The sequence below is a fragment of the Herbaspirillum sp. DW155 genome, from assembly GCF_037076565.1.
Classification (GTDB): Bacteria; Pseudomonadota; Gammaproteobacteria; order Burkholderiales; family Burkholderiaceae_D; genus Herbaspirillum.
Genome location: NZ_AP029028.1, coordinates 1,311,134 through 1,324,939, shown reverse-complemented (window position 1 = coordinate 1,324,939; position 13,806 = coordinate 1,311,134). Strand labels below are relative to the sequence as shown.

The 13,806-nt window shown below is 65.9% G+C and carries 12 protein-coding genes; 3 read left to right on the top strand and 9 right to left on the bottom strand.

Translation table 11 applies throughout. The features are described from left to right. Positions 1-35: 35 nt before the first annotated feature. A complete protein-coding gene (locus tag AACH55_RS05975) occupies positions 36-1,229 on the bottom strand; it encodes a muconate/chloromuconate family cycloisomerase (protein WP_338718506.1) in 1,194 nt (397 codons plus the stop codon). Positions 1,230-1,373: 144 nt separating this feature from the next. Between AACH55_RS05975 and AACH55_RS05970 the strand changes: the two genes are divergently transcribed. The 3 genes from AACH55_RS05970 (at position 1,374) to pcaD (ending at position 3,609) form a co-directional block, all read left to right on the top strand. Then, positions 1,374-2,327, top strand: coding sequence for a LysR family transcriptional regulator (locus tag AACH55_RS05970; protein ID WP_338718505.1), 954 nt, complete (start codon positions 1,374-1,376; stop codon positions 2,325-2,327). A gap of 131 nt (positions 2,328-2,458) precedes the next feature. Then, positions 2,459-2,749 (top strand): muconolactone Delta-isomerase, encoded by a 291-nt coding sequence (gene catC / locus AACH55_RS05965; RefSeq protein WP_338718504.1) that lies wholly within the window; start codon positions 2,459-2,461, stop codon positions 2,747-2,749. A gap of 74 nt (positions 2,750-2,823) precedes the next feature. After that, on the top strand, positions 2,824-3,609 hold the full coding sequence (gene pcaD, locus AACH55_RS05960; RefSeq protein WP_338718503.1) for a 3-oxoadipate enol-lactonase: 786 nt from the start codon (positions 2,824-2,826) through the stop codon (positions 3,607-3,609). 985 nt (positions 3,610-4,594) lie between these two features. On the opposite strand, the gene AACH55_RS05955 is transcribed toward pcaD, so the two are convergent. The 8 genes from AACH55_RS05955 to AACH55_RS05920 form a co-directional block, all read right to left on the bottom strand. Next, a complete protein-coding gene (locus AACH55_RS05955; RefSeq protein WP_338718501.1) occupies positions 4,595-4,750 on the bottom strand; it encodes a hypothetical protein in 156 nt (51 codons plus the stop codon). A gap of 11 nt (positions 4,751-4,761) precedes the next feature. Next, positions 4,762-7,575 (bottom strand): ATP-binding protein, encoded by a 2,814-nt coding sequence (locus tag AACH55_RS05950; protein WP_338718500.1) that lies wholly within the window; start codon positions 7,573-7,575, stop codon positions 4,762-4,764. Beyond that, positions 7,575-8,297: a hypothetical protein gene (locus AACH55_RS05945; protein WP_338718498.1), complete on the bottom strand. Its 723-nt coding sequence runs from the start codon at positions 8,295-8,297 to the stop codon at positions 7,575-7,577. Before AACH55_RS05945 ends, AACH55_RS05950 begins: the two co-directional genes overlap by 1 nt. Further along, on the bottom strand, positions 8,290-9,627 hold the full coding sequence (locus AACH55_RS05940; protein ID WP_338718497.1) for a hypothetical protein: 1,338 nt from the start codon (positions 9,625-9,627) through the stop codon (positions 8,290-8,292). The genes AACH55_RS05945 and AACH55_RS05940 overlap by 8 nt, the downstream gene beginning before the upstream one ends. Before the next feature lie 201 nt (positions 9,628-9,828). Beyond that, positions 9,829-11,010, bottom strand: coding sequence for a cell division protein FtsQ (locus AACH55_RS05935; RefSeq protein WP_338718496.1), 1,182 nt, complete (start codon positions 11,008-11,010; stop codon positions 9,829-9,831). A 7-nt stretch (positions 11,011-11,017) separates the two neighbouring features. Further along, on the bottom strand, positions 11,018-12,436 hold the full coding sequence (locus AACH55_RS05930; protein WP_338718495.1) for an MBOAT family O-acyltransferase: 1,419 nt from the start codon (positions 12,434-12,436) through the stop codon (positions 11,018-11,020). Positions 12,437-12,460: 24 nt separating this feature from the next. Then, positions 12,461-13,129: an alginate O-acetyltransferase AlgF gene (locus AACH55_RS05925; RefSeq protein WP_338718494.1), complete on the bottom strand. Its 669-nt coding sequence runs from the start codon at positions 13,127-13,129 to the stop codon at positions 12,461-12,463. Then, positions 13,129-13,797 carry an SGNH/GDSL hydrolase family protein gene (locus tag AACH55_RS05920; RefSeq protein ID WP_338718493.1) on the bottom strand — a complete coding sequence of 223 codons (669 nt, stop codon included), beginning with the start codon at positions 13,795-13,797 and terminating at the stop codon, positions 13,129-13,131. Before AACH55_RS05920 ends, AACH55_RS05925 begins: the two co-directional genes overlap by 1 nt. Positions 13,798-13,806 lie beyond the last annotated feature (9 nt).

Here is a 13,806-nt window from a genome sequence, read left to right as displayed (position 1 = left end):
GGGATGTTGTTGATCGGGGAAGTGCGTTTCTTGTTTTATCCGGCCAGGGTGGCCGGCCTCGCTGCTGTCACTGTCGCCCCTTGCTTGCGGTCGCGCCGGAAGTATTGCACACGCTCTTCATCCAGCACGATGCCCAGGCCGGGGCGATTGGGAATGGCCAGTTCGAAATCCTGATAGCGCAAAGGCTCGGCCAGGATTTCCTCGGTCAGCAGCAGCGGTCCGAACAGTTCGGTGCCCCACTGCAACTCACGGAAAGTGGCGAAGGCATGGGCCGAGGCAATGGTACCGATGGCGCCTTCCAGCATGGTGCCGCCATACAGTTCGATGCCGGCCGCATCACCGATGGCGGCCACCTGCTGGGCCGCACGCAGGCCGCCCGATTGTTCGATCTTGATGGCGAACACATCAGCGCCACCGATGCGTGCCAGTGCAAAGGCCGAGGCAGGACCGGTCAGGGATTCATCGGCCATGACCGCAATGGGATGCCTGCCCTTGAGCCGTGCCAGCGCCTGGGGCGAGGCCACGGGCTGCTCCACCAGTTCGCAGCCGGCATCGACCAGACCGGCCAGACCGCGCTGGGCTTCCAGTTCGCTCCAGGCCATGTTCACATCCACCCGCACCGAACCACGGTCACCCAGCGCCTTCTTGATGGCGGCCACGTGGGCGACGTCGGCATCAACCTCGCGGCGGCCGATCTTGAGCTTGAAGATCTTGTGGCGGCGCGCGGCCAGCATGCGCTCGGCTTCGTCGATGTCCTTGGCGGTATCGCCCGAAGCGAGGGTCCAGGCAACCGGCAGGCTTTCGCGGGCGCGCCCGCCCAGCAGCTGCGACACCGGCAGGCCGGTGCGCTGGCCCAGGGCATCGAAGAGCGCCGTCTCGATGGCGCACTTGGCGAAGCGATTGTCTTGAATGGCCTTGTTCAGGCGCGCCATGATGGCCGGGATCAGGCTGGCGTCGGCGCCCAGCAGCAGCGGCGCGAAATAGGTATCGATGGCCAGCTTCATGCCCTCGGGCGACTCGGCGCCGTAGGCCAGACCACCGATGGTGGTGCCCTCGCCCACGCCGATGGTGCCGTCCGAACAGTACAGACGCACCAGCATCAGCGTCTGCCCATTCATCGTCGCCATGGACAACTGATGGGGCCGGATCGTCGGCAGATCGACCAGAAAGGTCTCCACCCGGTCGATCAGCGCCGGGGCCGCAGTGTGAAGGTGTGCTTGAGGTTCCATGGACTGCATTGAACACCGGGAAGCCCTGCCATTGCCAACACCAAATACGTCTAGTTTCATACCTTTTTTATATAGTTGCAGTGCAACACCATAAAAATCAAAGCATTAGACATCCTTATTTCCCTTGCGATATGATTTTTGGCCATGGACATCAGACAACTGAAATACTTCGTGGCCGTCGCCAATACGCGCAACTTCACGCGCGCCTCCGAGCAACTGCACATTGCGCAACCGCCGCTGTCGCGCCAGATCCAGTTGCTGGAAGAAGAGCTGGGCGTGCAACTGATCCTGCGCAATAGCCGTCCGCTGCGCCTGACGGAGGCCGGCCGGGTGTTCTACGAGCAGGCCCTGCAAATCCTCAATCGCCTGGAGCAACTCAAGAACGCCACCCAGCAGATCGGGCTGAATCAGCGCCAGACGCTCTCCATCGGCTTCGTCGCCTCGACGCTCTATGGCGGCCTGCCGATGCTGGTGCGCAAGCTGCGCCAGCATTACCCGGAGGTGGACATCCAGTTGCTGGAACTGACCTCGATGCAGCAGTTTGCCGCGCTCAAGTCGGGCCGCATCGACATCGGCTTCGGTCGTATCCGCAGCAACGACGCCACCGTGGCGCGCACCGTGCTGCGTGAGGAAAGACTGGTGCTGGCGATCCCGCCGGCCTTCCCGCTGGCGGCCAGCCAAAAGCGCGTGAGCCTGAAGGAAGTGCATGGGCAGAAGCTGATCGTCTATCCCAAGGAACCGCGTCCCAGCTTTGCCGACCACATCCTGAGCCTGCTCAACGATCAGGACATCCACCCGGCCGAAGTGCATGAGGTGCGCGAGATCCAGACCGCGCTGGGCCTGGTGGCGGCCGAATCGGGGCTGTGCCTGATCCCGGCCTCGGCGCGGCTGCGCAATGACCTGCACTACCGCCTGATCGACGATGCGCGCGCCACCTCGCCCATCATCCTGACCCATCGCATCAACGACAATGCCTGGTACATCGCGGCCATCAAGCAACTGGTGGCCGACATGTACGCCGAGCATCCGGCCTGGCTGGACATCGAGACCAGTTCCTTCCCGGCGACCGGTTTCCCGATGCCTGAACGGCGTGACTGAAGCGCCGGATCGTCTGCCCAAGTTGACAGTGCGTTGCGCACGCGCCTAAACTCGGCTGTGCGAATAAAGGATTTATGTTCGTTTATCGAACAACACAAGACCCCACCCATTACGACAACGGAGATCACATCATGCTGTTCATGGTTCAAATGCAGGTCAACATTCCCGCCACGCTGGACAAGGCCGTGGCCGACCAGTTGAAGAAGGATGAGAAGGAGATGTCGCAAAAACTGCAGCGCGAAGGCAAGTGGCGCGATCTGTGGCGCGTGGTGGGGCAGTATGCCAACGTGAGCATCTTCAACGTCTCGGGCAACGACGAACTGCACAACATCCTGTCGGCGCTGCCGCTCTACCCCTTCATGACCATTTCGGTCACTCCGCTGACCCAGCATCCCTCGGCCATCGCGCAGATTGGCGGATGAGCGGCGTAGCTGAAGCTTTTTGATTCACACATGCCCGCACCCACCGTCGCGTGGGGCGCGCCAAGGATTTCTCCATGCCATTTGCAACACTGAACGGAATCAAATTGCATTACCAGCTCGACGGCGATGCGGCCTTGCCGGTGCTGGTGCTGTCCAATTCGCTGGGCACCTCGCTGGCAATGTGGGAGCCGCAGATTGCCGAACTGAGCAAGCACTTCCGCGTGCTGCGCTACGACACGCGCGGCCACGGCCAGTCCGGGGTCACGCCCGGTCCCTACACCATCGCCCAGCTGGGCAGCGACGTGATCGCCCTGCTCGACCACCTGGAGATTGCACGAGCGCACTTCTGCGGTCTTTCCATGGGCGGCAGCACCTTCATGTGGCTGGCGGTGCATCACCCCGAGCGCGTGAACAAACTCATCCTCTGCAACACGGGCGCCAAGATCGGCACGGCCGAGGCCTGGAACAGCCGCATCGAGACCGTGCAGCGCGATGGTCTCCCTGCCATCGCGGCCGCCGTGGTCTCGCGCTGGCTCACGCCCGAGTATGCCGGGCAGCATCCGCAGCAGGTCCAGGCATTGACCGCCATGCTACTGGCCACGCCCGCCGAAGGCTATGCCGGGGCGTGCGCCGCCGTGCGCGACAATGATCTGCGCGACGCCATTGCCGGCATCCGCGCGCCTACGCTGATCATCGCCGGCAGTGGCGACATCCCGACGCCACCGGCCGATGCGCAGTTCATGCGTGCCACCATTCCCGGTGCGCTGTATGTGGAGTTTGATGCGGCTCACATCTCCAGCCAGCAGCAGCCGCGCGCTTTTACGCAGGCGGTGGTGCAGTTCCTGACCGAAGTGGTCTGATGGCGGGAGCTGCGGGGCCTGATACGCCGGCGCGCCTTCGATACGCGGCTACGCCGCTACTCAGGACGAACGGGGAGTGGCAGTGCCAGCAAAGTGCTACAGGCTCGCTGGCGCCCTTGTGGTCTGAGGATCGCTCCGCATAAAACTCAACAACCGTTCGGACTGAGTAGGCCCGTCAGGGCCGTATCGAAGGCGCTCCGAGGCTGATGCGCCATAGCGCCTTCGATACGCGGCGATGCCGCTACTCAGGAAGAACGGGAGGTGGCAGTGCCAGCAAAGTGCTCCTGCCTCGATGGCGCCCTTGTGGTTTGAGGATCGCATCCCACAACACTCGACAACCGTTCGGACTGAGTAGGCCCGTCAGGGCCGTATCGAAGGCGCTCCGAAGCTGATACGCCATAGCGCCTTCGATACGCGGCTGCGCCGCTACTCAGGACGAACGGTGGGTGGCAGTGCAGGCAAAGTGCTACAGCCTCGATGGCGCCCTTGTGGTCTGAGGATCGCTCCGCATAAAACTCAACAACCGTTCGGACTGAGTAGGCCCGTCAGGGCCGTATCGAAGGCGCTCCGAAGCTGATACGCCATAGCGCCTTCGATACGCGGCGATGCCGCTACTCAGGACGAACGGGAGGTGGCAGTGCCAGCAAAGTGCTACAGGCTCGCTAGCGCCCTTGTGGTCTGAGGATCGCTCCGCATAAAACTCAACAACCGTTCGGACTGAGTAGGCCCGTCAGGGCCGTATCGAAGGCGCTCCGAGGCTGATGCGCCATAGCGCCTTCGATACGCGGCGATGCCGCTACTCAGGAAGAACGGGAGGTGGCAGTGCCAGCAAAGTGCTCCTGCCTCGATGGCGCCCTTGTGGTTTGAGGATTGCTTCCCACAACACTCAATAACCGTTCGGACTGAGTAGGCCCGTCAGGGCCGTATCGAAGGCGCTCCGAGGCTGATACGCCACAGCGCCTTCGATACGCGGCTGCGCCGCTACTCAGGACGAACGGAGAGTGGCAGCCTCGCCGCACAGCCAGCGCAAGAGGACCGTGCGCTCGTCGGCATCCAGCAGGGGCAGCACCGACGGCACCTTGACCGCCGCCTGCAACTCACGGCTGTTGCGGCCGCGCGGGGTGTCGGTCAAGGTGTTCACGGACTGCCGCCTCAGGCATCCAGCCGCAAGCGCCGCTGCAGCACGCCGATGGGCGGTGCCCAGCGGGCCTCACGCGGTTTCTTGGAGGTCACCAGGGTGACGTCGGCCGGCTCGAAGACTTCGACGTTGTGCGTGATCGGCGTGGTCAGCACGTACTGTGCGCGGGTCGATTTGAGGAAGTTGCCGACCAGCTGGATGTTGCGCACGTCCAGGTGGGCGAAGGGTTCGTCGATGAAGACGAAACCGCCCGGCATGTCGTCGTCTTTCAACAAGCCCACCAGCAGGATCAGCGACTTGATGACCTGCTGGCCACCGGAGGCCTCGCCGTCATTGAGCCCGATCTCGCCCTTGCCGTCGAAGTTGAAGCTGACCTTCAGTTCGGCCTGGCGCAGGATGGCGTCGTCATTGTCCAGATGCGGCAGGTCGGCACTGACCACCACCCCGGCCAAGGCGCCGAGGTCGACGATGTTCTTGCGATAGCGGCGCACCGTGGCGCGCAGCACGTCGATGTAGCGCTCGCGCGCATTGCCCACGGCTTCCTCGGCCTGGGCATTGCTGATCTTGCGCGAGTCCAGCTCGTTGCGCTGGTTGCCCACCGTGCCCTGCATGATGAGGTGCTTGTCTTCGACCGTGCCGTCCTTTTCCCACTGGCCGGTTTCCAGTTCGTTTTCCACCGAGGCCATGCGCAGCTCGGCCTGCTTGGCGTTGCTGTATTTCTCGTAGAGCGCCTGCACCGCATCGTTGGCGATCCAGCGCGCCGGGAAGCGGCTCTTCTGGGCGCGCGAGGCCAGGGCACGGGCCCGCTGTTCATCGTGACGAGCGCGCCAGTCGCGCTCCTGCCCGGCCAGGTCGCCTTCGCTGTCGCGCAGGCGGCGTTGCAGCGCATCGTGCTTGCCGTCGAGGATGGTGCGCTGTTCGATGGCGTCGGCATGTTGGGCGTCCAACTGGCTCCAGCGTTCACTTGCAGCGGCGCGCGCCTCGCGCAGCGCCGGCAACTGTCGCCGCGCCTGCTCGAACTCTTCACTTCGCCTCGCCAGCGCCTCTGCGGCGAGGTGGCCTTCGGTGGCTTTCTTGGCGGCGTCGAGCTGGCGCTTGATGTCGCTCTGCTTGAGCACGACATCGGTCAGTTGCTCATCCAAAGCGGCCAGACGTTTTTGGATCGACGCCTGACGCGCCGCCAGTGCGGCCGCACCGAACTGGTAATCGCCCGGATCGCGCCACACACTGCGCCCGCCCCGGCCATCGCGCCAGTAGGCTTGCGGGGTGATCCATTCGCCGCCGCTGCGCGCGCCTTCGGCGGTATCGGCCACGCAGCGGATCTGCGCCAGCTGGCGCAGCAGCCAGGACGGCGCCTTGGCCGAGAAACGCAGCACCGCCAAGAGACTGTCTGCCGGTGGCTGCGTGGTGGCGGTGGCGGCATCGGCCACCACGTAATGGCGATAGCGCTCGCGCTCGGCCAGGGCCATGGCGGCGGCTTCATCCTTGGGATCGTCCAGCACCACCACCCAGCAGGAAGCGCGCAGCACGCCTTCGGCGGCGGCACGCCACTGGTCGTCGGCAATCTCGATCACATCGGCCAGCAGATGATGGGCGATGCCCGCCTGACGCAGCGCCCGCGTGAACTGCTGCACGTCGCCCGGACGCGGTGCCTGGTGCTGACCGGTCAGGCGCTCCAGCGCGCCGCTGGCGTCCTTGCGTTGTTGTTCCAGATCGCGCCAGCGGTCGTGCAGGGTGTTCTTCTGCTGTTCCAGTTCGTCCACACGCGCCAGCAATTGGGTGGCGTCGCCTTCCACGGCCGACAGCGCCAGCAGTTCATCGGCCTGCTTGACCAGTTCTTCCACCGGCTTTTCGGCGTCGCGCGCCTTTTGCTGGGCTTGCTGAGCCTCGGCCTTGTCGCGCTCCAGCGCGGCCACCTTGTCGCGCGCGGCTTGCTGCTGTGTCAGCAGGGCCGACAACTGCAGGGTGTCGCTGCTGCGCTGGCGGCGCAGATGATTGTGATGCAGGCGCTGGCGATGCAGTTCGCGCAGGCGCGTGGCGGTGGTTTGGCGCTCTTCATGCCAGCGCAGCACCGGGATCACTTCGGTGGCCAGGGTTTCACGTTCGCGCAACTTGCCCTGGTATTGACGATAGAGCGTCACACGGCTGTCGAGCTGGGCCAGTTGCGCTTCGCTGTAGGCCAGTTCCTGTTCGGCCAGCGTCACCTCGGCGGCCAGATCACGCTGATGGCGGCGGGCCTCCTCGTAGCGGTCCAGCACTTCCTGATCGCCGAAGACTTCGAACACCAGACGCAGCAATTCCTTGGGCGAGAATTCGCACAGGCGGTCGGTCTGCCCCTGCTCCAGCGCCAGCACGCGGGCGATTGCGCGCGAGAGGCCGGCGCCTTCCAGACGCTTGCGCCAGTGGTCCAGGCCCAGCCAATCCTTCTCGGGCAGTTGCGCCAGGGTTTCGATGGCGACATCGCCATCGCTCATGCAATAGCGGCGCTGCCAGTCGCCGCCGTTGCGCTCGATGCGGCAGGCCAGCGTGACCTGATCCGCATACAGCAGATTGCGGGCGAAGGGACGGGTCGAGGTCTGGCGGCCATGCGGGCGGTTGTCCACGGTGGCGCGCAGCCAGGTGGTGTCGGCATTGGCGTGACGGGCGTAAGTCTTGTAGCTGCGCCCGCCCGAGCAATCCAGACCGAGCAGGGTGCGCATGGCATCCAGCAGCGTGGTCTTGCCCGAACCGTTGGGGCCGGCGATGGTGATGATGGACCCGTCCAGGGGCAGCGTGAGGCGCTGGCAGTAGTCCCACTGCAACAGTTCCAGTGATTGCAGGTGGAACATCAGGCGTCTCCCTCGTCGGTTTCGGAAGGGGCTTCGGCGTCGGCCTCGGCCGGTTCCTCTTGCGCTGCGCTTTCGTCACGCGCGCTGGCACGGGAGAGCACGTCGCCCAGCGCACCATCGAGGATGCGCGGGGCCAGGGCGTCGTAGTCCAGCAGCAGGTCCAGCAAAGGGCCTTCGGCGATGTCATCGCCCCGGCGCACGATGAAGCCGTGGGCTTCCAGTCGGCGCAGGTTGCCATCCATGCGCATCTTCTTGCCGAGCTGGTTGCCGAAGTCGGCCAGCAGTGCACGGTAAGACACCACCGGGCTGACCTCGGCGGCAGTGGGCATGGGCTTTTCGGTCTGGAACATTTCGTCCTGCTGTTGGCCCTCGTCACCGGCGGCACGGGCTGACTGGCGTTCGCGCTTGGGCAGCACGATCAGCGCCCACAGCACCACCAGCAGCGAAATCGCATCGCGCGGCAAATCGAGGTTGTTGTTGGCATTCATGCCGGCCTCGCCGAAGACGGCGGACTCGGCCGGACGCACCAGGGCCACGCTGATGTGATCGGCGTGGATGTTGTCGACCAGGCGCAGGCCGACCTGGGTCAGGCGGTCCTGCAGGGCTTGCCACAGGTCGGCATCGACCAGGGCGCGGCGCACGCGCGGGTGCTTGCGGGGCAGCCAGCGGCGCGCCAGCAGTTCGGCGGCCAACAGGCCGGCCTCGTCTAGGGTCTCACTCATGCGGTCTTTCCGGAGATGGATCAGGATGGACGGCCCCGGCGCTCATGGCGGCGACCACGGGGTCATCGATGGGGTCGACACGCGGCAGGAAGCCGGCCTGCCACGGCAGGCGCGCCAGGTCGCCGGTCTGTCCCTGCAGGGTGCGGGCCTGCGGGTCGCCCAAGAGCGGCAGCAATTGCAGGCGATAGGCGGCCTTGCCGAAGCTGCCGCCCAGCACCACCGAGGACAGCGGCTGGGCTTGTGGCGCGGTGGCCTCCTCCCCTTGCGGCAGGGCGCCCAGGCGCGTCAGTTGTTCGATCAGTTCGCCCAGTTCAGCGGGCATGCGCAAGGCTTCGATCTTGCCTTCCACCGCCTGCGCCGGGGGCGGCAATCCTTGCGAACGCTGCACATCGGGACGGTCGCGCTCGAATTCGCCTTCGGCCACGTCCAGCAATTCGTGGCCGCTGACGAAGACCGGCTTCACGCCGATGGACAGCGCCTCGCCCATCAAGGCCGACAAATCCGGATGCGCCTGCAGCCAGCGCCGCACGTCCGAGCTGGTCACACCGGTACTGCCGAGGGTGACGCGCTGGCGGTCGGCCTGTTGCAGGGCGCGGGTGAACTGGCTGGCCATGGTCAGGAGACGCGCCTGACCATTACCGAGAGCGCGGGCTTCGCGTTCCAGGCGGGCGTCGGCGTGCTCGCTGCGGATCAGCGCGGTCAGCGCTTCACCGGCGCGGTTGACCAGTTTCAGGGCGCGTTCGAAACGCGGCTGGGCCTGGCGCAGCAATGCTTCAGAACCGCTGGCGATGGCATCGGCGAACTGGTCGTGCAGGCGCGCCAGCTGCGCATGCAGGTGGCGGATCTGGCTGGCGTCGGACAGGCCCAGCGCCTGCGCGCCGGCCACCTGGGACAGCAACGCGGCCATCTCGTCATCCTCGCCCACGGCGCGCGTGAGCGGCGCCAGCAGGGCTTGCACCTGCTGGGCGATGGGCGAGAGCTGGTAATCCTGGCCGGTGGCGTCCCAGACCAAGAGGCCCAGGTCGCGCAGGCGCTTCAGGGCAGCTTCCATGGCCTCGGGCTTCAAGGCATAGAAGAGCTGGTTCAGGTCTTCGCGCTGCAGGCGGCCCTGCGGCTGGGCCGCCAGTTCGAGGAACATCCAGATGCGCAGGCGCGCCGCGGCCTGGCCACCGGAGACCAGGCCGCGCAGCGCGTCCAGCACATCCAGCCGCTGGCCCAGGCCCCAGGCCAGGGGCGCTTCGGCGGCTTGCGAGGGATCGCGGAAGTAGCTCTCGAAGGAGCCGGATTCATGCTCGTCCGCAAGGGGAGCGGGGTCGAATTCTTCTGTCAATTTGTCGTGGAGGTTGTCCAGGCACTGGCCTGGGTCCTGCCCGGTCGGTGGGCGGACCGGCAAGTTTAGCAGGCCCGGGGGACGGCCTCCAGCAAAGCGGACACCGGCGCACAGGAAAATGGGCCGGAAAGGAAATAATTTATTGCATTAATGCAACGTTAATGCCCTTAAAACCAGCATTAAGTTTGGATTAATGATGTCTCAACGCGCCAGTGCGATGGGTTCGTAGGGTGTCTGCAGGTCGCGCTCGGGGATTTCCCAGATCACCAGCCTGGGCGGGGTCTGGGTGAAGGCGGGATTGGCGAAGTACTCGCGGGCGCTGCCGGAGAACTTGCCGCCGTCCCTGGCAAAGCTGCCGATCTTTGCGCCCAGCGCCTGCTGCAGGAAGCCGACGAAGTTGGAATTGCGCGAGAAGGAGGTCCCGATCAGGGCCACGTTGGGCAACTGGCTGTCGCCCAGCAGGTCATCCAGATCATCGCCGCCCTTGGCTGCCCCGCCCTGCCCTGCGGCCGGCAGCTCCGTGAAGACCGTGGCAGCCACGTTCTCCGGGGCCGGTTGCCAGCGCAGCGGCAGCCAGTCCAGTCCGGCCAGGTGTACCAGATCGCCGGGACGGCGCGCCAGCGCACCGGCCTGGGCGGCATAGGCCTGCCGGGGCGTGGGCTGGAAGCCGGACGCGGCGATGCGCCCGGCAATCAGCTGGGCCGCCGCGCGCGCGCCGGTCTCGTTCCAGTGGGTATCGGTCCGCAGGTAGGCGCCCGCGCCCAGCGGTGCCAGCGTGGGAGCCAGGTCGATGGCAGTCACGCCGGCCTGCTGCAGACCGGCCACCCACTGCGCGGCACGGGTATTCAATTCGGCCGGACGCGTGAGGCCACACAAGGCGCTGGCGGCAATGCGGCTCTTGTCCGGCACCACCGCCACCAGCAGCGCGATGCCGCGCCGGGCCAGCGCGGCACGGATGGACAGCACCGCCGCGCGCTTGGCCAGGGCATTGTCCTGTGCGTGCGGGTTGACCTGCAGTTCCTCGGCGAGGAACAGCCAGCCGGGGCAGCCGCTGCGCACGCGCGGACCGGTGTCGCCCAGCAGCAGCCAGCTGCCGGCACGTTCCAGCTTGGCGGCCTGATCGGGCAGCCAGGCATTGGAAAGCTGCCGGGCCAGTTGATGGGTCAGCTCGCCGTGCAGGGCGTCCTCGCGAGTGCAGCTGGCGGGCAGCCACGCGATCTTGCCGTCTTGCACCAGCCAGACGCAGGACAGCAATCCCGCGCACAGCACGGCGGCCAGCGCCAGGCCGGACCAGCGGCTGGCACGGCGCGCCAGCGCGCTGGGTTCAGCGGGTGCAGCGGGTGCAGCGTGTGTGTGGGGAGCGGCAACGGGAGGCGTGCTCATCGTGGACTCAGAACTGGAAGTAAAGGAAAGGCACGGTCTCGCGGCTGGCGATCAGTGCGAAGGAGAGCAGGAAGGCGGCAATGGGCCAGACCCGCACGAAGCAGAGATACAGGGCGCGTTCGCCCCAGCGCGCTTGCAGCGCCGACTGCCACAGCGGCACGACGATCCAGAACAGGCCCAGCAACACGGCCAGCGCCTGCACCGGGCGCAGCATCACGGCCAGCGCATCGCTCAGGCCCAGCCCGTGCCGGCCGAACTGCCCCGCATACATGGCCGCCGCCGCGGCGAAATCGGGCGCGCGGAACAAGGTCCAGGCCAGGCACACGAACAGCAGTGTCATGGCATGGGCCAGCCACGGCGCAATGGCGGGCAGCGACGAGCGCGACCAGGCACGGTCCACGCACAGCGCCACGCCGTGGGCCGAACCCCACAGCAGGTAATTCCAGCTGTCGCCGCCATGCCAGAGACCGGCAATGGCCATGGTCAGGAACAGGTTGCGATAGGTCTTCCACACGCCATGACGGTTGCCGCCCAGACCGATGTAGAGATAGTCGCGCAGCCAGCTGGACAGCGAGATGTGCCAGCGCCGCCAGAAATCCTGGATGCTGCCGGCCAGGTAGGGATGGTTGAAGTTCTCCGGGAAGTGGAAGCCCAGCATCAGACCCAGGCCGATGGCCATGGCGCTGTAGCCGGAGAAATCGAAGAACAGCTGCATCGAATAGGCCAGGCAGCCGATCCAGGCATCCACGAAAGTCGGCTCTCCGAGATGGAAGGCGGCATCCACCAGCGGCGAGAGCGTGTCGGCCACCAGCACCTTCATGGCCATGCCGACCATGAAGCGGCGCGCGCCCAGCGAGAAGTTCTCGCGGTTGAACCAGCGCTGCGTCAGTTCGCGCTGCACCCAGTCATAGCGGATGATGGGGCCCGCAATCGAATGGCCGAACATGGAAATGTAGGTGGCGTAGTTGATGAAGCTGCGCTCCACCGCCACCGTGCGCCGATGCACGTCCACCAGATAGGAGATCGCCTGCAGCACGATGAAGGACAGCCCCGCCGGCAGCGCCACCTTCTGCCAGGCCAGCGGCAGAGCCCCGTAATGCTGCATCACCTCGCTGACGGTGGCGGCGACAATGTTGGCGTACTTGTACCAGACCAGCACCGCCGTGTTGAAGACCACCAGCGCGATCAGCAGCACCGGGCGGCGCTGGCCGCCCTGCTCGCGCGCACGGTCGACGAACAGCCCGCCGACCCAGGCCACGATGGTCAGCACCACGTGCAGCGAGAGGAACAGCGGGCTCAACCAGCCATAGAAAAGCCAGCTACCCGCCAGCAGCACGCCATTGCGCCGGCGTTGCGGCACCAGGGCATAGACCAGCAGGAAGAGCGGCAGAAACAGCGTCAGGAATTCAAGCGAGGCAAAGACCATGGCGGGGTGCAGTCAGGCAGTCGATCAGTTGGCCAGCTTGTCGGTGGCCGCAAGGAGGCGCGGGCCGCTGGCCGAGGGCAGCAGCAGGACGCTGTAGCGTTCGCCGGCCTTGAGTTCACCCAGGTCCAGCACCGGGCCGGTATTGGCACCGCCGCAGACCAGTTGCACCGCCAGCTTGACCGGATTGATCGAACGACGCTGCAGGCCGCCTTGCGCCACGCCCTTGAACAGGTCGGCAGTGCGCCCGGCCGGACGCAATGCCGCCGCTGCGCAGGAGGCATCGAGATTGAAGAAGGCCAGCGAGGCCTTCAGGCCATTGAAGTCATCCGGATTGTCCTGCACGGTGACCTGGCGGATTCCCTTGGCGTCGGGCAGCACCACCACCGTGGCGAACTCGCCCGGCTTGGCCTGCACGCCCAGTTCCAGACTCTTGCCGGCCACCGTCAGAGTGCCCTTGATGGTGGACTTGGCCTGTACCGGGAAGAAGGACGAGACCGGTTTGGCCGCCTCCAGCTTCAGCGGCGGCTGGCCCTTCTGGGCCACCACCTGCAGCGGCTCGCTGGTGCCATTGATGAAGCGGATGAAGGCGGCATCCTCGGCCGGTCCGGTCGGATAGAGCGGAATGTCGCCCGCCATCGCGCCGGCGCTGCCCAGCAGGACGGCGGTGGCGGCCAGTGCACGCAACAGGCTCATTACTTGCCTCCCTTGGCGCTCACGGCGGAGGCCGGCAGCTTGCCCAGCGCATCGCCGATGGCGCTGCCCCAGGACTTGTAGCCGGCCACGGTGAAGTGCTGGCCATCGGTGGTGATCCACTGGCCGGGCTTGGACATGGCCAGCGAATCGATGTAGGTGCAGGGCGCCACATTGGCGGCCAGGAAGCGCGACATCAGTTCGGTGCGGGCATCGTTCTTGTGGTACATACCACCGGCCTTGCCCCAGGCCGGGCCGACCCAGGCGCACTTGGTGCCGGTGGCGGCAATCGCCTTGGTCAGGCTGGTCACGCTTTGCCAGGCCCAGGCCTTGGGGAAGTCCGGCTTGTCGTAGGAGGCCATGGTGTCGCCGATGACCAGCACCACCAGGTCCGGCTTGTCCCTGGCGATCAGCTCGGCCACCGGCGTGGTGGTGGCATCGCGGCCCTTGATCTGCAGCTTGCCGTTGTTGATCTGCTCGGCGCCGCAGTCGACCTTCTTGGTGGTCAGCCAGTCGCCGGCGCTGGCACCGCAGGCGCCAATGGAATGGACCTTGGCGCCCATCTGGACCAGCTTGGCGTTCAGGGGTTCGGTGAGGTGGTCGGCCAGGCTCATGTGGCTTTCGCCCAGAACCAGGATACTCAGACCAGCGAGAATGGATGCAGCGGCCATGGCAATCTC

Coding starts and splice junctions, on each gene's coding strand:
- AACH55_RS05975 (WP_338718506.1), bottom strand. CDS start 1,229: ATGGAACCTCAAGCACACCTTCACACTGCGGCCCCGGCGCTGATCGAC.
- AACH55_RS05970 (WP_338718505.1), top strand. CDS start 1,374: ATGGACATCAGACAACTGAAATACTTCGTGGCCGTCGCCAATACGCGC.
- catC (WP_338718504.1), top strand. CDS start 2,459: ATGCTGTTCATGGTTCAAATGCAGGTCAACATTCCCGCCACGCTGGAC.
- pcaD (WP_338718503.1), top strand. CDS start 2,824: ATGCCATTTGCAACACTGAACGGAATCAAATTGCATTACCAGCTCGAC.
- AACH55_RS05950 (WP_338718500.1), bottom strand. CDS start 7,575: ATGTTCCACCTGCAATCACTGGAACTGTTGCAGTGGGACTACTGCCAG.
- AACH55_RS05945 (WP_338718498.1), bottom strand. CDS start 8,297: ATGAGTGAGACCCTAGACGAGGCCGGCCTGTTGGCCGCCGAACTGCTG.
- AACH55_RS05935 (WP_338718496.1), bottom strand. CDS start 11,010: ATGAGCACGCCTCCCGTTGCCGCTCCCCACACACACGCTGCACCCGCT.
- AACH55_RS05930 (WP_338718495.1), bottom strand. CDS start 12,436: ATGGTCTTTGCCTCGCTTGAATTCCTGACGCTGTTTCTGCCGCTCTTC.
- AACH55_RS05925 (WP_338718494.1), bottom strand. CDS start 13,129: ATGAGCCTGTTGCGTGCACTGGCCGCCACCGCCGTCCTGCTGGGCAGC.
- AACH55_RS05920 (WP_338718493.1), bottom strand. CDS start 13,797: ATGGCCGCTGCATCCATTCTCGCTGGTCTGAGTATCCTGGTTCTGGGC.